The 22,322-nt window shown below is 63.3% G+C and carries 19 protein-coding genes; 6 read left to right on the top strand and 13 right to left on the bottom strand.

Annotated elements, in window-relative coordinates; translation table 11 throughout:
- From AC1DVN_RS22845 to AC1DVN_RS22875, 7 genes are all read right to left on the bottom strand, one after another.
- Complete coding sequence (locus AC1DVN_RS22845; protein ID WP_007729319.1) at positions 1-561, bottom strand: YceD family protein; 561 nt, start codon at positions 559-561, stop codon at positions 1-3.
- A gap of 189 nt (positions 562-750) precedes the next feature.
- Positions 751-1,512 (bottom strand): DivIVA domain-containing protein, encoded by a 762-nt coding sequence (locus tag AC1DVN_RS22850; protein ID WP_003942696.1) that lies wholly within the window; start codon positions 1,510-1,512, stop codon positions 751-753.
- A 131-nt stretch (positions 1,513-1,643) separates the two neighbouring features.
- The gene (gene coaD, locus AC1DVN_RS22855; protein WP_003942776.1) at positions 1,644-2,138 is read right to left on the bottom strand and encodes a pantetheine-phosphate adenylyltransferase; all 495 of its coding nucleotides are present in this window, start codon (positions 2,136-2,138) and stop codon (positions 1,644-1,646) included.
- Positions 2,135-2,701, bottom strand: a complete 567-nt coding sequence (gene rsmD / locus AC1DVN_RS22860) for a 16S rRNA (guanine(966)-N(2))-methyltransferase RsmD (protein WP_003942746.1) — start codon at positions 2,699-2,701, stop codon at positions 2,135-2,137. Before rsmD ends, coaD begins: the two co-directional genes overlap by 4 nt.
- Positions 2,698-6,102, bottom strand: coding sequence for a pyruvate carboxylase (locus tag AC1DVN_RS22865; RefSeq protein ID WP_019747950.1), 3,405 nt, complete (start codon positions 6,100-6,102; stop codon positions 2,698-2,700). The genes rsmD and AC1DVN_RS22865 overlap by 4 nt, the downstream gene beginning before the upstream one ends.
- Before the next feature lie 120 nt (positions 6,103-6,222).
- Positions 6,223-8,484: an ATP-dependent DNA helicase RecG gene (gene recG / locus AC1DVN_RS22870; protein ID WP_029255116.1), complete on the bottom strand. Its 2,262-nt coding sequence runs from the start codon at positions 8,482-8,484 to the stop codon at positions 6,223-6,225.
- Positions 8,485-8,557: 73 nt separating this feature from the next.
- Positions 8,558-10,267: a DAK2 domain-containing protein gene (locus tag AC1DVN_RS22875; RefSeq protein WP_020969321.1), complete on the bottom strand. Its 1,710-nt coding sequence runs from the start codon at positions 10,265-10,267 to the stop codon at positions 8,558-8,560.
- Positions 10,268-10,615: 348 nt separating this feature from the next.
- Between AC1DVN_RS22875 and rpmB the strand changes: the two genes are divergently transcribed.
- Both rpmB and AC1DVN_RS22885 read left to right on the top strand, forming a co-directional pair.
- Positions 10,616-10,807 (top strand): 50S ribosomal protein L28, encoded by a 192-nt coding sequence (rpmB, locus tag AC1DVN_RS22880; RefSeq protein WP_003942669.1) that lies wholly within the window; start codon positions 10,616-10,618, stop codon positions 10,805-10,807.
- 131 nt (positions 10,808-10,938) lie between these two features.
- Positions 10,939-11,733, top strand: a complete 795-nt coding sequence (locus AC1DVN_RS22885) for an enoyl-CoA hydratase-related protein (protein ID WP_477994244.1) — start codon at positions 10,939-10,941, stop codon at positions 11,731-11,733.
- A gap of 66 nt (positions 11,734-11,799) precedes the next feature.
- Here the strand turns inward: AC1DVN_RS22885 and AC1DVN_RS22890 are convergent, their stop codons facing one another.
- From AC1DVN_RS22890 to AC1DVN_RS22900, 3 genes are read right to left on the bottom strand one after another with little or no spacing between them, the layout of a single operon-like run.
- Positions 11,800-12,471 (bottom strand): uracil-DNA glycosylase, encoded by a 672-nt coding sequence (locus tag AC1DVN_RS22890; RefSeq protein ID WP_020907272.1) that lies wholly within the window; start codon positions 12,469-12,471, stop codon positions 11,800-11,802.
- Positions 12,471-12,992 carry a gamma carbonic anhydrase family protein gene (locus AC1DVN_RS22895; RefSeq protein ID WP_020969320.1) on the bottom strand — a complete coding sequence of 174 codons (522 nt, stop codon included), beginning with the start codon at positions 12,990-12,992 and terminating at the stop codon, positions 12,471-12,473. The genes AC1DVN_RS22890 and AC1DVN_RS22895 overlap by 1 nt, the downstream gene beginning before the upstream one ends.
- A 9-nt stretch (positions 12,993-13,001) precedes the next feature.
- Positions 13,002-13,985 carry a thiamine-phosphate kinase gene (locus AC1DVN_RS22900; protein ID WP_283309325.1) on the bottom strand — a complete coding sequence of 328 codons (984 nt, stop codon included), beginning with the start codon at positions 13,983-13,985 and terminating at the stop codon, positions 13,002-13,004.
- An 89-nt stretch (positions 13,986-14,074) separates the two neighbouring features.
- Between AC1DVN_RS22900 and AC1DVN_RS22905 the strand changes: the two genes are divergently transcribed.
- Positions 14,075-14,767 (top strand): DUF3515 domain-containing protein, encoded by a 693-nt coding sequence (locus tag AC1DVN_RS22905; RefSeq protein WP_078377411.1) that lies wholly within the window; start codon positions 14,075-14,077, stop codon positions 14,765-14,767.
- On the opposite strand, the gene AC1DVN_RS22910 is transcribed toward AC1DVN_RS22905, so the two are convergent.
- The 3 genes from AC1DVN_RS22910 to AC1DVN_RS22920 all read right to left on the bottom strand — a co-directional run bounded on the left by AC1DVN_RS22910 (position 14,768) and on the right by AC1DVN_RS22920 (position 18,093).
- Positions 14,768-15,874: a D-alanine--D-alanine ligase family protein gene (locus AC1DVN_RS22910; RefSeq protein WP_020907268.1), complete on the bottom strand. Its 1,107-nt coding sequence runs from the start codon at positions 15,872-15,874 to the stop codon at positions 14,768-14,770. It abuts the gene before it with no gap.
- 72 nt (positions 15,875-15,946) lie between these two features.
- Positions 15,947-17,098 (bottom strand): cystathionine gamma-lyase, encoded by a 1,152-nt coding sequence (locus AC1DVN_RS22915; protein WP_060938661.1) that lies wholly within the window; start codon positions 17,096-17,098, stop codon positions 15,947-15,949.
- On the bottom strand, positions 17,095-18,093 hold the full coding sequence (locus AC1DVN_RS22920) for an NAD(P)H-dependent glycerol-3-phosphate dehydrogenase (RefSeq protein ID WP_019747941.1): 999 nt from the start codon (positions 18,091-18,093) through the stop codon (positions 17,095-17,097). The genes AC1DVN_RS22915 and AC1DVN_RS22920 overlap by 4 nt, the downstream gene beginning before the upstream one ends.
- Positions 18,094-18,219: 126 nt before the next feature.
- Here AC1DVN_RS22920 and cofC point away from each other — a divergent pair, with 126 nt between their 5' ends.
- Genes cofC through AC1DVN_RS22935 form a run of 3 tightly spaced genes read left to right on the top strand, consistent with a single transcriptional unit; the run spans position 18,220 to position 22,208 of the window.
- Entirely contained in the window at positions 18,220-18,969 is a 750-nt protein-coding gene (cofC, locus tag AC1DVN_RS22925) for a 2-phospho-L-lactate guanylyltransferase (protein WP_024487353.1), read from the top strand.
- 51 nt (positions 18,970-19,020) lie between these two features.
- A complete protein-coding gene (locus AC1DVN_RS22930) occupies positions 19,021-21,264 on the top strand; it encodes an RNA degradosome polyphosphate kinase (RefSeq protein WP_003942685.1) in 2,244 nt (747 codons plus the stop codon).
- A gap of 17 nt (positions 21,265-21,281) precedes the next feature.
- Complete coding sequence (locus tag AC1DVN_RS22935) at positions 21,282-22,208, top strand: bifunctional NUDIX hydrolase/histidine phosphatase family protein (RefSeq protein WP_019747939.1); 927 nt, start codon at positions 21,282-21,284, stop codon at positions 22,206-22,208.
- The last annotated feature ends 114 nt before the right edge of the window (positions 22,209-22,322 follow it).

Consider the following 22,322-nt stretch of genomic DNA (forward strand, 5'->3'; position numbering starts at 1 on the left):
CTACTTCTCCTCGGCTTCGGTGATCACAAGATTTTCGCTGGTGTTTGATTCCACGCCAAATTTGGCCGCGAGACCAGCCCAGCGAGGATCAAGTATGTCATGCCCATGCCCAGATTCCGCAATCGCCAGGCGAATGCCACATTCTGAGCACAATCCCAGGCAATCGTCACTGCACAGAGGCTGGAGCGGAAGCGCCAGACCGACTGCATCGACGATGACCGGTTCGAGGTCGATTTCGTCGTCTTCGACCGCGTAGACCTCTCCCTCTTCCGTCGTCTCCTCGGTGGTGCTGTCCGGGTAAGCGAACAACTCCGTGAGATAGATGTCCACGGTGTCGGTGAAAGGTTCAAGGCACCGCGAGCATTCACCCTTGGTGGGTGCGTGCACGTTTCCGGTGACGAGAACGCCTTCGGACACTGCTTCGAGACGAAGATCGAGATCTATGTCCGCGCCCGCTTCGATCGCGATCAGATCGAGACCGATACGGTTCGGGGACTGAATTGTTCTCTCGACGGTACGCATCGACCCTGGACGACGACCGAGCTTGACCGTGTCCAGCAAAAATCCCGCATCACTTGACTGATGCGACGAACTACGACGATGCGTTGACAAAGAGAACTCACCTAACTGTTGAAACTGGTATGGGCAACCACTCCACAATACGGCAGCTACAACGCAAATCCCAATTCCGTCCACGAAAAAGTGGGCCGCCCCATATCGGACGACCCACCCTCGACTGTCTCGTTCGCTCTAGCGACGACGCTCCGAACGACGATCGTCGTCCTGGTAGTCGGGGACTCCCGAACCTGTTCGAAGCTGTTGACGACCACGCCCGACCGATCGAACCGTTCCGGTGAGGAACTCTTCGAACTCGGCCAACTTGGTGTCCACGTACAGGTCACACTCCGAACGCATCCTGTCGGACTCGGCATGAGCGGCGTCGATCACTCGCGCGGATTCCGCGTGAGCTGACTGGACAACCTCGGTCTGCGACACCAGACGAGCCTGCTCCGCCGTTCCCTCCGCCACTGAATGTTCGTACGAGGCCTGGCCGGACTCGATCATCCGATCGGCCTCGGCACGCGCCCGTCCGGTGACGGCCTCGTACTCACGACGGCCGTCGGTGACGGTCCGTTCCGCTTCTGCTTCGGCGTCCTCGACCAACTGATCGGCGTGCGCGCGTGCTTCGGCAACCATGCGATCGGCCTGAGCCTTGGCATCGGACAGAATCCGGTCGGCGTCGTCGCGTGCGTTCTCGACAGTCGAGGTTGCCTCGGCATTGGCGCTGCTGACTGTCTTCTCGGCGTTTGCTCGCGCGTCACCGACCAATTTGTCGCGATGATCGAGGACGTCCTGAGCGTCGTCCAGCTCACTCGGAATTGCGTCCCGGACGTCGTCGAGTAGCTCGAGTACGTCACCGCGAGGCACAACACACCCTGCGGTCATGGGAACACCGCGCGCCTCTTCGACAATTGCGACCAGTTCGTCCAGTGCCTCGAATACGCGGTACACAAGCAACCCCAATCTCTACCGGCCGAAATCGGCCCACATCGTCACCGGTCCACTCGGACCTGTGCCCGTTCCTGTCCAAGTTTGCCGGAAGAACGGCCAACGGGGTGTCGTCGTGGTCGGTGTGTCGGGGATCAGCTGTTTTCGGCTGCTCGTTCGGCGATACGCGCGAGTAGCCGAGAATGCACCTTGGCCGGGAGCATGTCGGAGACGTCGCCGCCGAAGGTCGCAACTTCCTTCACCAGAGAACTCGACAGGTAGCTGTAGGTCGGGTTCGTGGCAACGAAGAGCGTGTCGACGCCCGTGAGCTTCTGATTCATCTGAGCCATCTGCAGCTCGTAATCAAAGTCGTTCGCGCCGCGCAGACCCTTGACGATCGCGCTGAGTCCTTCTTGTTTCGCGTAGTCGACCAACAATCCGTGCCACGACGTGACGCGAACGTTGGGCAGGTGGCTCGTCGCGTCTTCGAGCATCTCGATCCGCTCGTCGATCGTGAACATGCCACGCTTGCTCTTGTTGATCAGCACGGTGACCACGACCTCGTCGAATTGCGCAGCAACTCTTCCGATTACGTCGAGGTGACCGTTGGTCACAGGGTCGAAGGATCCGGGGCAGACGGCGCCAGTCATGAGTCCAGACCGTAGCAGGTGGCCAGCTCGATGCGGGCTTCACCGTAGTTCTTGGCCTTGATCGGCTCGTAGCCCTGAGGCCACACGGTCTCCGGGGAGCGCGACGATCGTTCGAGTACCACGATCGTGCCCTCCCCCACCCATTTGTTGGCCTGCAGATCAGCGAGCATGGACACGACGGCCTCGTCGGTTACCGCATACGGTGGGTCCGCGATCACGATGTCGTATTCACGCGCACTCGGACCCGAGACCACGGCCGCAACCGGAGCGGCGCGAACCGTCGCCCCCGGCAACGCGACAGTGCCGATGTTCGCCTTGATGACGGCAGCAGCCTTGGCATCGGATTCCACGAGAACAACGTGCTCGGCTCCCCGCGAGAGCGCCTCGAGGCCGAGAGCACCCGAACCCGCAAAGAGGTCGAGAACCGCGCACCCTTCGAGATCGATGCGCGCTTCGAGAGCACTGAACAGCGCCTCACGAACCCGATCCGACGTCGGACGGGTGCCGCTCGGCGGGACTCGCAGGCGTCGACCGCCCGCGAGTCCCGAGATGATGCGTGTCACTCTGCGGCGCTCTCCCCCGTCGAGACGACTACCAGCAGGTCTCCGCCCTCGACCTGTTGGACGGCGCTGATCGCGATCCGCGAGACGACGCCGGCGCGCGGCGAGGTGATCGCCGCTTCCATCTTCATCGCTTCGATCGTGGCCACGGTGTCGCCGGCCTCGATCTTCTGGCCTTCCTTGACCGCGAGCGTCACGACGCCCGCGAACGGTGCAGCCACGTGGCCCGGGTTGTTCTTGTCGGCCTTCTCCGCCACCGGTACGTCACTGGCAATGGAGCGATCGCGGATCGAGACCGGGCGCAGCTGGCCGTTCAGGATGCACATGACAGTGCGGTAGCCGCGCTCGTCGGGCTCGGAGATCGCCTCGAGACCGATGATCAGCTCCACGCCGGGAGCCAACTCGACCCGGTGCTCGTCGCCGCGCCGCAAACCGTAGAAGAACTGGTTTGCCGAAAGCCGCGACGTGTCACCGTACTTCTCGCGGTGTTCGAGGAATTCCTTTGTCGGGCCGGGGAACAGCAGACGGTTCAGCGTCGCCTGACGGTCCTTCGACGAGCCCTCTAGCAGCACCTCGTCCTCAGCGGACAACGTCGCTTCCGGCTTGGCCTGGCCACGTCCTTCGAGTGCCTTGCTGCGGAACGGTTCCGGCCAACCACCGGGAGGCGTACCGAGTTCACCGCGCAGGAAGCCCACCACGGAGTCGGGAATGTCGAACTTCGCCGGATCTGCGGCGAACTCCTCCGAAGGCACACCGGCACCGACAAGATGGAGCGCGAGGTCGCCGACGACCTTCGACGACGGCGTCACCTTCACAAGATGCCCGAGCATGCGGTCCGCGTCGGCGTACTTGGCTTCGACCTCTTCGAACCGGTCGCCGAGACCGAGAGCAACGGCCTGCGTCCGGAGGTTGGAGAGCTGGCCTCCCGGAATCTCGTGCGTGTACACGCGACCCGTCGGCGCCGGCAATCCGGATTCGAACGGCGCGTACACCTTTCGCAGCGCCTCCCAGTACGGCTCGAGGTCGCACACGTTCTGCAGGTTCAGTCCGGTGTCGAACTCGGAGTGCGCGGCAGCGGCGACGATGGCCGAGAGCGCAGGCTGGCTGGTGGTTCCGGCCAGTGCCGCGGAAGCACCGTCGACTGCGTCGGCGCCCGCCTGCCACGCTGCGAAGTACGTGGCCAGCTGTCCACCGGGAGTGTCGTGCGTGTGAACGTGAACCGGCAGATCGAAGTTGCTGCGTAGCGCCGTCACCAGCTTGGTAGCTGCCGGCGCGCGCAGCAGGCCTGCCATGTCCTTGATCGCGAGCACGTGAGCGCCGGCATCGACGATCTCTTCGGCCAACTTCAGGTAGTAGTCGAGCGTGTACAGAGTTTCGTTCGGATCCGACAGATCACCGGTGTAGCTCAGCGCCACCTCCGCGAGGGCCGTTCCGGTCTCACGCACCGCGTCGATGGCAGGCCGCATCTGGTCGACGTTGTTGAGCGCGTCGAAGATTCGGAAGATGTCGATACCGGTGTCGGTGGCTTCCTGAACGAATGCGCGCGTGACCTTTTCGGGATACGGCGTGTAGCCCACGGTGTTTCGGCCGCGAAGAAGCATCTGAAGGCAGATGTTCGGGATCGCCTCGCGGAGTGCGGCGAGCCGGTACCACGGATCCTCGTGCAGGAAGCGAAGTCCCACATCATAGGTCGCGCCGCCCCAGGCTTCGATCGAGAGCAGTTCCGGCGTCAACCGCGCAACGTGCCCGGCTACTCCGAGCAGTCCGCTGGTTCGAACTCGCGTGGCCAACAACGACTGGTGCGCGTCACGGAAGGTGGTGTCGGTGACGCCGACGGCCTTCTGCTCACGCAGTGCCTTCGCAAAACCTTCGGGTCCGAGTTCGAGCAGGCGCTGACGGCTACCGGCAGGAGGAGGCGTCGAAAGATCGATCTTGGGCAGCTTGTCCTGCGGGTACACCGCCGAGGGCCGCTCACCGTGAGGCTTGTTGACAGTGACATCCGCGAGGTAGGTCAGGATCTTCGTGCCGCGGTCTGCCGAAGAACGCAGAGTCAGCAGCTGAGGACGTTCCTCGATGAAGGAGGTCGTCACGCGTCCAGCACGGAAGTCCGGGTCGTCGAGAACCGCCTGCAAGAACGGAATGTTGGTCGAGACGCCACGAATGCGGAACTCGGTGACCGCGCGGCGAGCCCTCGCGACAGCGGCTTCGAGGTCACGACCACGGCAGGTGAGCTTGACCAGCATCGAGTCGAAGTACGCGCCGACCTCGGCTCCGAGCGTGGCGCCGCCGTCCAGGCGGATACCGGCTCCGCCCGGGGTGCGGTACGCGGTGATGCGGCCCGTGTCCGGGCGGAATCCGTTGGCCGGATCCTCCGTGGTGATGCGGCACTGCAGCGCCGCGCCGCGAAGCTTGATCGTGTCCTGTGACAGACCAAGCTCTGCAAGCGTCGAACCGGACGCGATCTTGAGCTGCGACTGGACCAGGTCCACGTCCGTCACTTCTTCGGTGACGGTGTGCTCCACCTGAATTCGCGGGTTCATCTCGATGAAGACGTGATTGCCGCGCTTGTCGAGGAGGAACTCGACGGTACCCGCGCACGTGTACCCGATCTCCTTCGCGAAGGCGACGGCGTCGGCACAGATCTTGGCGCGCAACTCTTCCGAGAGATTGGGCGCCGGAGCAAGCTCGATCACCTTCTGGTGGCGACGCTGCAGCGAGCAGTCACGCTCGAAGAGGTGGATGACGTTGCCCTGCTCGTCGGCGAGGATCTGCACTTCGATGTGCCGGGGGTCGATGACGGCCTGCTCGAGGAAGACCGTCGAATCGCCGAAGGCCGATTCCGCTTCGCGCGCTGCGGCTTCGATCGATTCCTTGAGCTGTGAGCGCTCCGCAACGCGGCGCATTCCGCGTCCACCGCCGCCGGCAACGGCCTTGACGAAGATCGGGAAGGTCATGTCCTCGGCGGCCGCGAGCAACTCGTCGATGTCCGCTGACGGCTCCGACGACGCGAGCACGGGGAGACCGGCGGCCTTTGCCGCTGCGATGGCCCGAGCCTTGTTTCCGGTCAACTCGAGGATCTCGGCGGACGGGCCGACGAACTTGATGCCTGCCTCGGCGCACGCCGCCGACAGATCCGGGTTCTCGGAAAGGAAGCCGTAACCGGGGTAGATGGCGTCGGCTCCGGCACTCTTGGCGGCGGCGACGATTTCCTCGACTGAGAGATACGCCCGAACGGGGTGACCCTTCTCCCCGATCTGGTAGCTCTCGTCTGCCTTGAGCCGGTGGATCGAGTTCCGATCCTCGTACGGGAACACCGCGACGGTTCCGGCACCTAGTTCGTAGGCGGCGCGGAAGGCACGGATCGCAATTTCGCCGCGGTTCGCGACGAGCACTTTGGAGAACATTCGAGAAAACTACCCCGATTTCATCTTGCGTCTACATGCGGAGTCTCATATTTCGGACTGAATCGAGAAACCAACCCGGCGGTCCTCGTGCTATTCGATTTCAGCTTGTCGTCATACCTGTCACGACTTCTCGAGGTACTCGATCCGGTCGGAGTCCAGGGCAGCGGTCACCATGGAAGCGAGGGCGGGATGATCCTCGAGCGACGGATCGGAGTCGACAATTCCCTGAGCGAACTCCCTGGCGGACTCGAGGATGTCTCCGTGAGCCATGAGGGAAAGCAGCCGCAGATTCGAGGTTGTGCCCGACTGCGCCGCACCGAGAATGTCTCCTTCACGTCTGGTCGCGAGGTCGAGTTGCGCCAGTTCGAACCCGTCGTTGGTCGCTGCCACCGCCGAGAGCCGCTCGTACGCCGGTCCGCCGGGATTGCTTCCGGTGACGAGGATGCACAGCCCCTGGTGCTTGCCTCGACCGACTCGTCCGCGCAGCTGATGGAGCTGACTGACGCCGAACCGCTCGGCGTCGACGATCACCATCACCGTCGCATTCGGAACGTCCACACCGACTTCGACGACAGTCGTACAGACGAGGACGTCGATGTCACCGACGTTGAACGCGCTCATCACGACGTCTTTTTCGTCGGAAGGCAGTCGACCGTGCAGCAACCCGACTCGCAGATCAGCCAGCGGGCCACTCGACAGCTCTTCGAAGACGTCGACTGCCGACTTGGTCTCGGGCTGCTTCTCCTCGGTGAACTGGTCCTCACCGGCACCCTGCTCACCGTCGCCGATGCGTGAGCACACGACATACGCCTGACGACCAGCGGCAACGTCCTCACGGATTCGTTCCCATGCGCGATCCACCCACTGCGGCTTCTGCTTCGCGGGCACGACGCTGCTCTTGATCGGGGTTCGCCCGCGCGGTAGTTCCCGCAGAGTCGAGACCTCGAGGTCGCCGAGCACCGTCATGGCGATGGTTCGCGGAATCGGCGTTGCCGTCATCACCAGCAGATGCGGACTCAGACCTTCACGGGCACGTGATCGCAACTGATCACGTTGCTCGACGCCGAAGCGGTGCTGCTCGTCGACGACAACCATGCCGAGGTTGAAGAACTCCACGTTGTCCTGGATGAGCGCATGGGTACCGATGACGATCCCGGCGTCGCCGGTCACGGCTTCGAGCAGCGCTGCGCGCTTCGCAGCGACCGGCAGCGAGCCGGTCAGAAGGGCGATACGGGTGGAATGTTCGGCCGAACCGAGTTCACCGCCTGCGGCCAGCGGGCCCATCATCTTGCGCAGTGATCGCGCGTGCTGATTTGCCAGGACCTCGGTCGGTGCGAGCAACGCGCACTGATAACCGGCGTCGACGACCTGCAACATCGCGCGCAGAGCCACGATGGTCTTGCCTGACCCGACCTCGCCCTGAAGAAGCCTGCTCATCGGGTGTGGGCGAGCGAGATCGCTGGAGATCTCCTCCGCGACTGCTTGCTGTCCCTCCGTCAGAGTGAACGGGAGCATCTCCTCGAACTGGTCCGCGATCCCGCCGGCAACCGGAGCGCAGGCCGGCGCCACACGCTCGGAATTGTCGTGACGACGCATCGCGAGGACCAACTGCAGAGACAGCGCCTCGTCGAAACGCAGACGATCCTGAGATCGTTCGATGTCCTCCTTGGTATCCGGGAGGTGAACGGTGCGCAGTGCCTCGTCCAAACCGATGAATCCGTGCTCGGCCCGAGTCTCGGCGGGCAACGGCTCCTCGATCGGATCGAGTTGATCGAGCACTTGCCGCACGCACCGCATGATGGTCCAGCTCTCGACCTCGCGGGTCGCCGGGTACAGCGGGATCAATGCGCGGTCGAAGACGGACAGATCGAGTTCGGCGCCGGGATCCTGGTTTGCGCGAGCCAGACCGGCAAGGTCACCGGCCCCCTTGATGGATGCAAGCGGAACTACCGAATCCTCCTCGCCGACACGAGGTTCCGGGAGGATCAGGTAGCTCGGGTGGGTGAGAGACCACTTGCCGCGGAAGTACTTCACCGTCCCGGAGAACATCGCGCGCACGCCGGGCTTGATGACGTGCCGCACCTTCTGCGGGTTGAAGAACGTGACGTCGACGGTCTGCGAATCAGTCGCGAGCGATACTCGCAACATCTGCCCCGGACGGTTCTTCATCTTCACGACCGCCGCCGACGCCACCCGCGCGATGATGGTGATGTGCTCACCTTCGGGCGGCTCCTTCTCGGCAAGTTCCTTGCCTGCCGACGCGTACCGGTGTGGGTAGTGACGCAGCAGGTCCTCGACCGTCCGAATCTCGAATGCCTCGTCGAGCGCGTCCGCGGTCTTCTTTCCCAGCAGCCGATCGAGTGGGTCGGCGAGCGTCGCCATCAGTTCCTCCAGCACAGTGTCGCGGTAAGCACATGTGTTCGTATATCAGTAGTCACCGACAGACCCGGTTCGATCACTCCACACCCAACTGGAACAGGTCACCCGGCTGATCACCCTGATAGACGAGCACGTCGACGCCCGGATGGTGCGCGATGACGTGCGCCTCGAGCTGCCCGGCCAGGGCGTCCGGCGCGTCGGCGCCCATGAGTAGGGTCACGAGTTCGCCACCGGATCCGAGCGCGAGGTCGACCAGTCGCGCACTCGACTCCGCGACGTCGGGACCGATGAGCACCACCTCGTGCCCCATCAGACCGATCGCGTCACCCGGATCACACGTCCCGACGTACGTCAGCGAACGCTCGACCGCAATTCGCAATGATCCCCAGCGCGTCGCAGCCGCCGCCTCGGACATCGTGAAGCCGTCGTCGGCGACGTTGCGTTGAGCGTCGTGAACGGCAAGTGCGGCCAAGCCCTGAACCATCGACGATGTCGACAGCAGCAGAACCTGGTGAAGCGGATCGCGTGCAGCGGCACTGACTGCGACCAGTTCCTGAGCCGTCAAGGCTCCGTTCGGCAGCACCAGAACTTCACTTCGCTCCATCTGACGAATGCGGCCGAGCAGTTGCGCACGTGTCACCGGCGCGTCGTCGCACCGAAGAACCGTCGCACCCTCACTCTCGAACAACGCCGCCGCACTCTCACCGGCGACGACGGCCAGAACGCCGCGGGCACCGGCACCCGGGAATCGCCTCTCCGCCCGTGCCACCAACTGGTCGCGTTCGTCGACGAGAAAACTGCTGATGCGAATACCGTGGACCTTCCCGGCTTCGAGGCCGGCTTCGACGGCTGCACCGGCATCGCAGCAATGCACGTGCACCGACCAGCCACCGAAGCCGTCGCTGACGATGACCGTCGAATCTCCGAGGACGGACAGCCGCGTGCGCAGCGCCGTCATGCGATCGTCGTCCGAGTCGTCGACGAGGTACATGACCTCGAAATCCTGTTCCGAGTGATCACCACATTCGATCGGGCTCTTGTGAGCCCAATCGTGATCGAATGCGCTGACGTCGACAACTGCGCTCGACCTCGGGTCCGGCGTCCCCAGATCCTCGCGAACCTGCGACTTCCCGGTCACCACCTCGACAAAAGCGTCGAGGATCAGAACCAGACCGAATCCCCCGGCATCGACCACCCCGGCCGACGCCAGAACGTCCAGTTGCTCCGGGGTCTTGTTCAGCGCGATCGCAGCCGCATCGGCAGCGGCGGCAACCACGGAAGCAAGATCCTCGCCGCTCGGCGTCTTGGTGTCGACGCACTCCTGCGCTGCCTCACCCGACGCGCGCAGAACCGTGACGATGGTGCCTTCCACCAGATCGGAGACAGCCCGAGAAGCCAGCCCCGTCGCCGTGGTCAGTGAGTTCGCAAAGCTACGGCCGTCGATGTGCTCGCCTTGAACGCTCTCCGCGATACCCCGGATCACCTGGGAGAGGATCACTCCGGAATTACCCCGTGCACCGGACACCGCGCCCCGAGCCAGCGCGTTGGCGACGCGGCCGGCACTGCGGACGTCGTCCTCGATCGTCTCGGCGGAATCGAGCGCGGCCCGCATCGTGAACAACAGGTTGGTGCCGGTATCCGAATCAGGGATGGGAAAGACGTTGAGGCTGTTGATCTCACCGCGACGTTTCTGGAGGCTGTCGACCGCCCGACGGGCCCAGCGCCGCAGCAGATGTCCGTCCGCGACGGATTCCGCTTCTTCGGCGACGCGTTGCACTTCCCCCACTGACGGTTCCCCTCCACGATGGACAGACAGACGATGGAAAGACTGACGATGAAAAAGAGATCGGTGATCGGTGCAGTCGAGGGTAGTCCGACGCTTCTGCGCAACCGTCATTACCGGGCGGTTTGGCCATTCGGGCCGGAAGCGGTTACTCTTACACGGTTGCCTCGAACGGGCTACACGAAATAATGCTGCACTTTGTTTGTTGCTGATTGACTGTTTTCACGTTCGGCTGCACAGTGAGCGGTCAAGGATCGGTTCGAAGTCGAGTATATTCGGATTGTAATTCTGGCTGCCCTACCGTGTAGGGTAACCACTTCAATATTCATTTCTAACAAGGAGTTCGCGACTATGGCTGCCGTCTGCGACGTATGCGCCAAGGGGCCCGGCTTCGGTAAGTCGGTCTCGCACTCGCACCGGCGTACCAATCGTCGCTGGAACCCGAACATTCAGTCTGTTCGTACCGAGGTTGCCCCGGGTAACACCCGTAAGGTCAACGTGTGCACCTCCTGCCTGAAGGCAGGCAAGGTCGCTCGGGGCTGATTGCCCGAGCACAAACTATTGCAGGCTCTGCCCCCGTCACTTCGGTGACGGGGGCAGAGCTGTTTCTATGTGGCTGTATCTATGTGTCCCCGTGTTTCGTATGGCTGTCCGACACCCGTAATGTGCGTTGAGTGACTTCCACCGATGACCTGAGCAAAGTGACCCTCGACGAGGGCGTACTCCGCATCACCATTTCCACCGCCGCCAACGGCACCTCCCTCGACGACGAAGGACTGGTTCAGGGCGCGCAGGCGCTCGAGACAGTCGGAAACGACATCGGGAGCATCCTTCTGGTCGGCGAAGGCGCAAACTTCTGTGCCGGCGGCAACGTCCGTGCGTTCGCCGCAGCCCCTGACCGCGGCGAGTACGTCGCCGAGGTTGCCCGTGTCTTCCACGTGTTCGTTCGCGCGCTCGACGCCGCGACCGCTCCAGTGGTGGCCGGGGTCCACGGATGGGCTGCCGGCGCCGGAATGAGCCTGGTCTGCCTCGCCGACGTCGCAATCGGCGGCACCGGCACCAAGCTCCGCCCCGCGTACCCCTCCATCGGTTTCACCCCGGACGGCGGAATGTCGTGGACACTCCCACGCATCGTCGGCGTGGCACGCGCTCGCGAGATTCTTCTCAACGATTCGGTGATCGGTGGCGACGAAGCCGTCCGGCTGGGGATCCTCACCCGACTCGTCGGCGACGACGAGGTCCAGGAAGAGGCAGCTCGCCTCGCCCGCGCTTTGGCCAACGGACCGAGTACGTCGTACTCGGGAATCAAAGCACTGCTGCGTTCGTCGCGGACGAACTCGCTCGCCGAGCAACTCGACGCCGAGGCTGCGTCCATCGCCCTCGCGGCGAACAGCCCGATCGGGCGCGAGGGTGTCGACGCATTCGTCGACAAGCGTCGCCCCGATTTCACTTCCGCAAAGCAGGCCTAGTCAGCTGGCATGCCGAATGTCGTGTCACGACGTTCGGCATGCCAGGTGAGTGCAGGCGCAGTTCGATCAGCCCAGATTCCAGTCGACCGGGTCGGCCCCGAGTCCGGTCAAGAGTTCGTTCGCACGACTGAACGGGCGCGAACCGAAGAAGCCGCGCGAAGCCGAAAGCGGTGACGGGTGCGCTGATTCGATGATCGGTGTGTCGCCCAGCATCGGCGCGAGAGTGGCCGCGTCACGACCCCACAAGATCGCCACCATCGGTGACGACCGCGCCACCAAAGCGCGGATAGCCTGCTCGGTCACCGGCTCCCAGCCCTTCTTACGATGAGAAGCGGCTTGACCCGGCTGCACGGTGAGTACGCGATTGAGAAGCAGCACACCTTGTTTCGACCACGGCGTCAGATCGCCGTTCGGCGGTATCGGCAACCCGAGATCCTGGTGATACTCCTTGTAGATATTACCGAGACTTCGTGGAACCGGCCGCACGTCCGGGGCAACCGAAAAGCTCAACCCGACAGCATGACCGGGCGTCGGATAGGGATCTTGACCGACGATGAGCACTCGAACGTCGTCGAACGGGTTCGTGAATGCGCGCAAGACGTTCTCTCCTGCAGGCAGATACTCCCGTCCCGCAGCGATCTCTTCGCGCAAGAACTTACCCATCGCGGAGATCTGCTCCGAGACCGGTTCGAGTGCCCGCGCCCACCCTGGATCGACGATCTCTGCAAGCGGCGCCATCAGTCGAGCCTGCGCAACGCGTCGCGGTAGTACGCCGCATTGGCTGCGTACATCTTGACGTTTCCGTCGAGGTGACCGAGCGGAACTTCGTATCCCGCACGGACCTTGGCGGGCACACCGAGTGCCATGCTGCGCGGGGGAACCTGCATCTTGTTGGCCACCACCGCACCCGCGGCGACGATCGACCCCGTCCCGATCACCGTTCCGTTGAGAACCACGGAGCCCGATGCGATCAGGCAGTGGTCCTCGATGGTCGACCCCTCGATGTGCGCGTTGTGGCCCACCACGCAACCGGAACCGATGACAGTCGCATCGATGGCGGTGCAATGGATGACAGTTCCGTCCTGGATGTTGGATCCGGTTCCCACCGAAATGGTTCCGTAGTCACCACGCAATACCGCCTGCGGCCAGATCGAGGTGCCCGCCGCGAGAGTCACGGCGCCGATCACCACTGCGTCCGGGTGAACGTATGCGTCCGGATGAATGTCCGGAACTCTGTCTCCAAGTGCATATACAGCCATGAAAGCAACCTATACCGCGGTGGTGCCGGTGGGCGAAAAGCTGTGCCATCCCCCACCGCTCTCGCGAAGCGAACCGTCGACGCTCACGCCGGAACCGGCCGCAACCTCACCGATCACAGTCCAACCCGACGGAATCTCGACCTCAGGCCCGAAAGTTGCTGCAAATCCGTGATCTTCACCACCGGAGAGGATCCAGTCCAGCGGATCGACGTCGAGCGCCTCGGCCGCCGATGCGACATCGGGTGAGGTGGGAACCGCGGCCGAGACGATGTCGAACCGCACGTGCGAGGCCTCTGCGAGATGTCGAAGGTCCGCGATCAATCCGTCGGATACGTCCGTCATGGAATGTGCTGATTCTGCGGCGTCCCATGCCGATTGATACGGCGGATTCGGAACACGATGAGCGGCAAGCAAGTCTGGAAAGCTTTCGGCTTCGTCGAGCAGTAGTGCCAACCCTGCTGCCGAGCAACCGAACAACCCGGCGACCGCGATCTTGTCACCGATCTTTGCTCCCGAACGCAGAACTGCCGGACGGCCACCGAGATCGCCGAGCACGGTCACCGACACCACGACTACCGGTGACTGGACCAGGTCACCGCCGACCACACCGGCCCCCAGATCAGTTGCCGCGTCCCAGATTCCCGCGGAGATTGCGTCGATCACGTCGACCGGAGTCGAAGGCGGGCATCCCAGAGACACGGTGAATGCCGTCGGCCGCGCTCCCATCGAGACGACGTCCGCAGCGTTCTGTGCCACTGCCTTTCGGCCGATGTCGCGTGGCGAAGACCAATCCATTCGGAAATGCCGACCTTCGACCAGCATGTCGGACGAGACAACCACACGGCCGTCTCCGGACGTCACGATCGCGGCATCGTCGCCCGGCCCCAGTTCGGTGGTGACCGGTTGGATTCGGCCGACCAGAGATCGCGCGATCACGTCGAACTCCCCCACCTGCTCGACGGTGTGCTCTGACCCGAACTCCGATGATGCGATGAGTGTCTCCAATGCCGACGCAATTCGCTCGTAAGCGGCCTGCGGTACCTTCTAGCTGTGGTCGTGAATGCTTCTGCAAGCTCACGCGTGTGTCGGCAATCCTACCGATTCACCGACGTGCCCTGCGAAGTGACGAGACCGCTGATCGACTGGACCAGGACCCGAGCGAAGAACTGAGCATGGCAGAAAACACCTCCACCGCAGACAACGCCGACATCGACCCCGATAGCGACGACGATCCGTCCGAGCGCCGCAGTCCGGCGCTGATCGCCACCGCCATCGCGCTCCCGGTAGCCCTGATCGTCGGAGTGGTGATCGCGGCCGTCGTCGCGGGAAACAACCCTGAACTCTCGCCGGTAGCGCTGGGACCCGTACCGGCACCGGCGGCGGAGTCGGAGGCCTGCGTTTCCCTCCTCGGTGCGCTCCCCGACAAGATCGACGACTTCACGAAAGCCGAGTTGGTTGACCCTGCTCCGGCTGGAGCGGCAGCTTGGCAGCGCAGCGAAGGTGAGCCGATCGTGTTGCGCTGCGGGCTCGACCGTCCGACCGAGTTCGACCAGGCTGCAGCACTACAGGTTGTGAACGGTGTCCAATGGTTCCAGGTCTCGGGAACCGACGTCGGTCTGGCTGCGAGCACTTGGTTTGCCGTAGACCGCGGTGAGTACATCGGTATCACGATCCCCGACGGGACCGGCCCGACGCCGATTCAGGAGATCTCCGACACCATCACGGCGACTCTCGAACAGAAGCCCCTCGACCCGGCGCCGGTCGCGGTTCCCTGATCAGCGAAGTCCGGTACCGCGAGCGATGGCGGTGTCGACCAGTGTCGAAATCAAAGTGCGGTAATCGATTCCGGTGGCGTTCCACATCTTTGGATACATCGAGATGGAAGTGAACCCGGGCATCGTGTTGATCTCGTTGATCACCGGGCCGTCAGCCGTGACGAAGAAATCGACCCGCGAGAGTCCCTGGCAATCGAGTGCCTTGAACGCGCGGACTGCAAGCTCCCTGATCTGGTCGCTCACCGACTCGTCGAGTTTTGCGGGGATGTCGAATTCGCAGACGTCGTCGAGGTACTTGGTGTCGAAGTCGTAAAACGCGTCCGAATCGGTGTCGGCATCCGGCATCCGGATCTCGGCGACCACGCTGGCCTTGACGTCACCGTTCGGGAATTCGAGGACGCCGCATTCCACCTCACGGCCGATGATCGCGCCTTCGACGATCACCTTGGGATCGTGCAGGCGCGCATGAGCGATCGCCCCGTCCAGACCGTCCCAATTGCTCACCCGGGTGATGCCGATAGACGAGCCTCCACGAGCGGGCTTCACGAACACGGGAAGGCCCAACTCCGCCTTCTGCTCTTCGGTCAGCGTTGCGATTCCCGGCCGAAGCACGACCTGCACTCCGACGGGAAGTCCTTCAGCGGCAAGAAGCTTCTTCGTGAACTCTTTGTCCATGCCGGCGGCGCTGGCCAGGACTCCGGGTCCGACATACGGAACCCCGGCAAGTTCGAGCAATCCTTGAATGGTGCCGTCTTCGCCGTAAGCCCCATGCAGAACGGGGAAAACGACGTCGACCGACGCGAGCACAGCACCGGCGTCGGAGCCGTCGAAGGAGATGACCTCGCCCTCGCGGGTGGGGTCCGCGCTGAGGACCACCGACGTTCCGTCTTTGTCGACCGACGGCAACGCGCGCCCGCTGATCGCGAGGGAGCTGGGGTCGCTCGACCCGAGGACCCAGGAACCGTCGACGGTGATGCCGATCGGTACGACGTCGTACCGATCAGGGTCGAGGTTGCTCAGGACGCTTCCGGCGGAAACACAGGACACTGAATGCTCATTGCTCCGGCCACCGAAGATCACGGCCACGCGGGTACGGCTGCTGTTCACGCGTCAAACCGTACCGCCGAATCGACTTCGGCACGCGATCGGGCCGGGCCGGAAATCATCGACGTGGTCCGCTCACGCGTCGAGCGCGCGCTCGATGTCGGCCAGGAGATCGGCGGTGTCCTCGATGCCACAAGCGATTCGGACAAAACCCGCACTGACCGGATCGCCCCAGCGCGCACGGCGATCCGCCGTCGTGTGGATCCCACCGAAGCTGGTGGCGGCCGTGACGAGATTGCTCGCTTCGACGAACGAGTGGAATGCTTGAGCCGAATCCAACTCGACGCTCACCAATCCGCCGAATCGTTTCATCTGACCGGATGCCGTTGTGTAGGACGGGTCACCGCGAAGGCCGGGATAACGAACGGACCGGACCGCTTTGTGTCCAGCCAACATCTCGGCCAGGGCCAGCGCGTTGTCGCACTGACGCCCGAATCGCAGGCCTGCCGTGCCGAGACTCCGGTGCGCAAGCCACGTCTCGAAGGGGCCGAGCACTGTTCCCGAAAGAAGTCGCTCACGCTCGATCCGCTGACTCACCGCCGCATCGGAAGTAGCGACGTAACCCATCAGGAGGTCACTGTGCCCGCTGAGTGCCTTGGTACCGCTGGCCACCACGACGTCGGCACCCAATTCGAGCGGGCGCTGCCCCAGCGGTGTTGCAGTCGTGTTGTCGACGATCAGCAGCGCACCCGCTCGGTGGCACACGTCGGCGAGCACGCGAAGGTCGACCACGTCCAGCACCGGGTTGGACGGCGTCTCGGCGACGACGACCACGCGACCCGGTGACGCGTCGAGCAGTTCCCCGAAACTCGCGTCGCCCATCTGCAGGGTCGAGACTTCGCGAACGGTGATTCCCAACGGCGCCAACCGTTCGTTCGCGTACAACCGCACCTGGTAGTACCCGTCCGAGGGCACGACGACGGTATCCCCGGCGACGAGCACGCTGCGCAAGGTCGCGGTGATCGCAGACATCCCCGACCCCATGACGAGTGCGTGGTCCGCTCCTTCGAGCGCCGCGAGCGCCGATTCGAGTCCGCGCCAACCCGGGTTCGACGCTCGAGCATAGGTATCGGACTCGGAGCCTTCGTCCACCGAAAGTTGGTACGGCGCAGCAAATATCGGACCCAGCTGCATGGGCTGACCCGCAGCGTGTTCGCGCGCAACGGCGCTCACACTGCGCGTCGAATCCCCGTAACCCTCGAAATCACTCACATTAATTTCACTCATTCCGGCTTCGTCCGGCGTCCGAGCAACTGACCGATCGCATCGCTGACGGCCATGCCTTCGTGGCACACCCGATGGACCGCGTCGGTCAACGGCATCTCCACGTCGTAGCCGGCAGCGAGTGCGCGTACCGACGTGCACGACTTCACACCCTCGGCGACCTGACCGTTGGTTGCCTTCTGTGCCGATTCCATCGACCCGCCCCGTCCGAGTCGCTCTCCGAACGTCCGGTTTCGCGACAACTCGGACGTGCAGGTCGCGACCAGGTCACCGACGCCCGCCAAGCCTGCAAGCGTCGACGCCTTGGCGCCGAGCGCGACACCGAGCCGAATCGTCTCGGCGAGACCACGGGTGATGATGCTGGCAACCGTGTTGTCGCCGAATCCACTACCGGCGGCCATGCCGCAGGCCAGCGCGATCACGTTCTTGCACGCGCCACCGATCTCGCAACCGATGACGTCGGAGTTGGTGTACGGCCTGAAATAGCCGGTAGCGCAAGCGTCCTGGAGAGCGAGGGCACGCGAGGAATCCGAGCAGGCGATCACCGTGGCCGCTGGCTGCCCGCTGGCGATCTCGTGTGCAAGATTCGGGCCCGAGAGCACCGCGACGCGCCCCGGTTCCACGCCGGTCACCGACACGATGACCTGGCTCATGCGCATGAGCGTCCCGGTCTCGATTCCCTTGGCCAGACTCAGCAGAGTCGCATCGGGTCCGATCGAGCCTTTCCACTGCTCCAGGTTTCCCCGTAGCGACTGCGAGGGAACCGCCAGCACGATGAAGTCAGCGCCTGCCATTGCCTCCTCGTGGTGGTGGGTCGCGCGAATCGACGAAGGCAAAGCAATGCCTGGCAGATAGTCGCTGTTCTCGTGTGTGGTGTCGATGCGCTTCGCGACCTCTTCACGCCTGGCCCACATCGTCACGTCGGTTCCGGCCTCGGCCATCACCTTGGCCAACGCTGTTCCCCACGAACCTGCGCCCAATACAGCTGCCTTACTCACACGCTCACCCCGTCTACCCGGCGAAGCGGGTCGCCGCCAGAAAAATCGTCTGCACAGAGTATCGCCTGTGGTGCACTGCGGTGGGCAGCCGCGGACACCGAGCGTGATGACTGGCAAGATCGAGGGATGGACAGCGCGGAACCCCCGTACCCACACGTCGTGGAGACACCGCATGCGCGCACGGAGATCGAACGCCCCATGCATGCGATAGTGGCCGTCAAGTCCTTGAGATCGGCCAAGTCCCGGCTCGCGGGCGAACTCGACGCGGACGCGCGTGCAGACCTCGTGTTGGCCATGCTTCACGACACCCTCGCGACCGTTGCCGCCGTCTCTGCCATCGACACCGTCACGGTGGTCACCCCAGACCCGACCGTTGCCGCTCTTGCGTATTCCGTCGGCGTGACGGTCTACGCCGATCCAGCTCCCCACATCTCGCTGACCAACGGCGCCTCACCGCGCGCGGAGGAAACCCTCAACGCAGCGTTGAGTGCAGCGGCCGCCGATATCCGAGCCAAACGCGGAGTGGTCGACCTCGTTGTGCTGCAAGCCGACTTGCCCGCGATGCGACCGAGCGAACTGACGGAGGCCGTGGCCGCCGCCCGAAGCGGTGGACGTTCAGTCGTCGTCGATCACCACGGCACCGGCACTTCCGCATTGTTTGCGTGTGGCGAGAGTGCGCTCGACCCCCGATTCGGTCCGGAATCCGCACGGGGGCATGCTAATTCAGGTGCTCGTCCACTCAACGGCCAATGGCCGGGACTGCGCACCGACGTCGACACCCACGCCGACCTCGACACCGTGCGCGCACTGGGAGTAGGCCCCGCGACATTGGCTTCGTTGACCAGACTCAAGGCCACGCCGTCGAACAGTCGATGAATTTTCTTTCATCGATTGTCGGACCGCGCGATTGTGGGGGATGATCGACGAGTGAGCAATGGCGAAGCACTCGAAAACCGTATTTCCGAAGACCAGTCGGACGGAGACCACAGCTCCGGCCGGCACGAGAACGGCGCGGCCACCTCGCCGCGATCTCAGGCCGTCGCGGTCGCCACCAACATCCCGGGCGCTCCCCCTGCAGCTACCAAGGCAGAGCTACCCGAATTGCTCGTCGGACTTCCCGAGGATCGTTACCTAAACCGCGAACTCAGCTGGCTCGATTTCAATGCCCGTGTTCTCGCATTGGCTGCCGACGAGTCACTGCCGTTGCTCGAACGCGCAAAGTTCCTCGCCATCTTCGCTTCCAATCTCGACGAATTTTTCATGGTCCGGGTCGCCGGACTCAAGCGCCGCGACGAGACGGGACTGTCGGTCAGGTCCGCCGACGGCCTCTCCCCACGCGAACAATTGGCGCTCATTGCGCGTCGCACCCAGGAACTCGCCGACAAGCACGCACACGTGTTTCTCGACTCGGTCCGCCCTGCCCTGGCGGCAGAAGGCATTTCAATTGTTCGATGGGCCGACCTCAGCGCCGACGATCACGGCCGGCTCTCGGCGCATTTCCACGAGCAGGTCTTCCCGGTACTGACGCCGTTGGCAGTCGATCACGCCCACCCGTTCCCCTACATCAGCGGACTGAGCCTCAACCTCGCCGTGACAGTGAAGGACTCCGTCACCCGCGGCGAACACTTCGCTCGCGTCAAGGTTCCCGACAACGTCGGCCGGTTCGTGCGAGTCAAGAGCACGACGTCTTCGTCCACCATCGATTCGTTCCTCCCGATGGAAGAACTGATTTCGGCTCATCTGGACGTGCTGTTCCCCGGAATGGAAATCGTCGAACATCACGCCTTCCGAATCACACGCAACGCCGATTTCGAGGTCGAAGAGGATCGGGACGAGGATCTGCTGCAGGCACTCGAACGTGAATTGGCGCGTCGTCGTTTCGGTTCGCCCGTTCGCCTCGAAGTTGCCGACGACATGACCGAGCACATGCTCGAACTGCTTCTGCGTGAACTCGACGTCGATCCGGCTGACGTGATCGAGGTTTCCGGGCTCCTCGACTTGTCCTGCCTCTGGCAGGTTTACGCCGTCGATCGCCCGGCGCTCAAGGACGCTCCGTTCGTCCCGGCGACGCATCCGGCGTTCGGCGAGCGTGAGACACCGAAGAGTGTGTTCTCGACCCTGCGCGAGGGCGACGTGCTCGTCCACCACCCTTACGACTCGTTTTCCACCAGCGTTCAACGCTTCATCGAACAGGCCGCGGCCGACCCGCAGGTGCTCGCGATCAAGCAGACCCTGTACCGAACTTCGGGCGACTCCCCCATCGTCAACGCACTGATCGACGCCGCCGAGGCCGGCAAGCAAGTTGTTGCCCTCGTCGAGATCAAGGCGCGCTTCGACGAGCAAGCCAACATCAAGTGGGCACGCAAACTCGAGCAGGCCGGCGTTCACGTCGTCTACGGTCTCGTCGGTCTCAAGACTCACTGCAAGACCTGCCTCGTCGTCAGGCGCGAAGGTTCGACAATTCGTCGCTACTGCCACATCGGCACCGGCAACTACAACCCGAAGACCGCGCGCATGTACGAGGACGTCGGATTGCTCACCGCAGCACCGGAGATCGGTGCTGACCTCACCGACCTCTTCAACTCGCTGACCGGATACTCCCGAAAGACGAGCTACCGCAACCTTCTCGTTGCGCCGTACGGGGTTCGCCGCGGGATCATCGAGCGGATCGACAACGAGATCGCTCACAAGCTTGCAGGCCGCGATGCCGGTATCCGCTTGAAAGCCAACGCATTGGTCGACGAGCAGGTCATCGACGCGTTGTACCGCGCGTCCAAGGCCGGTATCCCCGTCGAGATCGTGGTCCGCGGAATCTGCGCGCTCAAGCCGGGTGTTCCGGGCCTCAGCGAAAACATCGAAGTACGTTCCATTCTCGGGCGGTTCCTCGAACACTCGCGAATGTTCCATTTCCGCTCGGCCGACGAATTCTGGATCGGCAGCGCAGACATGATGCACCGCAACCTCGATCGCCGCGTCGAGGTCATGGTGCAGGTCAAGGATCCGAAACTGTCGAAGCAACTCGGTGACATCTTCGATTCCGCGCTCGATCCGCGAACTCGCTGCTGGGTACTGCATCCGGACGGCAGTTGGGTCGCTGCACCCGAACGCGGTGAGGACGTACGTGAGCATCAACAGTCGTTGATGCGCAGCCGCACCGCCAGCGGGTCTTGACGGGCTCGGATCACACCATGAGCGACAAGCCGGTCAAAGCCAACATCTTTGCCGCAGGCGCGGTTCTGTGGCGGAAGGCTCCCCAGGATCCTTCCGCCATCGAGATCGCCGTCGTACATCGACCGAAGTACGACGACTGGTCATTCCCCAAAGGAAAGCTCGATCCAGGCGAGACCTTCTTGACCGCAGCAGTTCGCGAGGTCCGCGAAGAGACCTCGATCACCGGACGTTTCGGAAGGCACCTCGGTGGCGTGACGTACCCGATCCCGGGACATCGCAAACTCAAACGAGTCGAATACTGGTCGGCCGAAGCAGTAGACGGAGATTTCGGGCCGAATAACGAAGTAGATGTTCTCTATTGGCTTCCGGTCGCCGAGGTCGCCGATCATCTTTCCTACCCGATGGATCGAATGATTCTTCGCCGCTTCGTTTCCATTCGGCCTGACACGAAAACGGTATTACTCGTCCGCCACGCAAAGGCTGGAAGCCGTAAGCGGTACAAGGGCGACGACAATTTGCGTCCACTCGACGCCAAGGGCAAAGAGCAATCCGCCGCCTTGGTCGAACAGCTGAAAATCTTCGGAGCCGATTCGGTTTTCGCGGCTGACCGTACGCGCTGCATCGACACCGTAATGCCGTTGGCGGAGGCATTGGGTGTCGAGATTTCGACGGAACCTCTTCTGACCGAAGAAGGTTACGAGGCCGATCCCGACGCCGCTCGGGCACGTGCGCTGCAGATCGCCGCACTGGAGGGCACTCCAGTGATCTGCAGCCAAGGAGGCGTCATCCCCGATTTGATGCGCTGGTGGGCTGATACGGCCGGTGTAACACTGCCCTCTGCACGCAACCGTAAGGCGAGCACTTGGGTGCTCTCGTTCCTCGACGGCCGTCTCGTCGCCGCCGATCACCTCGACAGCCCGCTCCCCAAAGTCGCCAACTCCTGAGGGATTTGGACCAGCCGGCCCCAGCTCGATTCGGTAGTTTTGCAAAGCACTGAAACACAGGAGAATTCACACTTCTCCCAGACAGCAAAAAGAGGTGCAGCCGCGGATCAGATC

Source organism: Rhodococcus sp. P4_E4, from assembly GCF_056401575.1.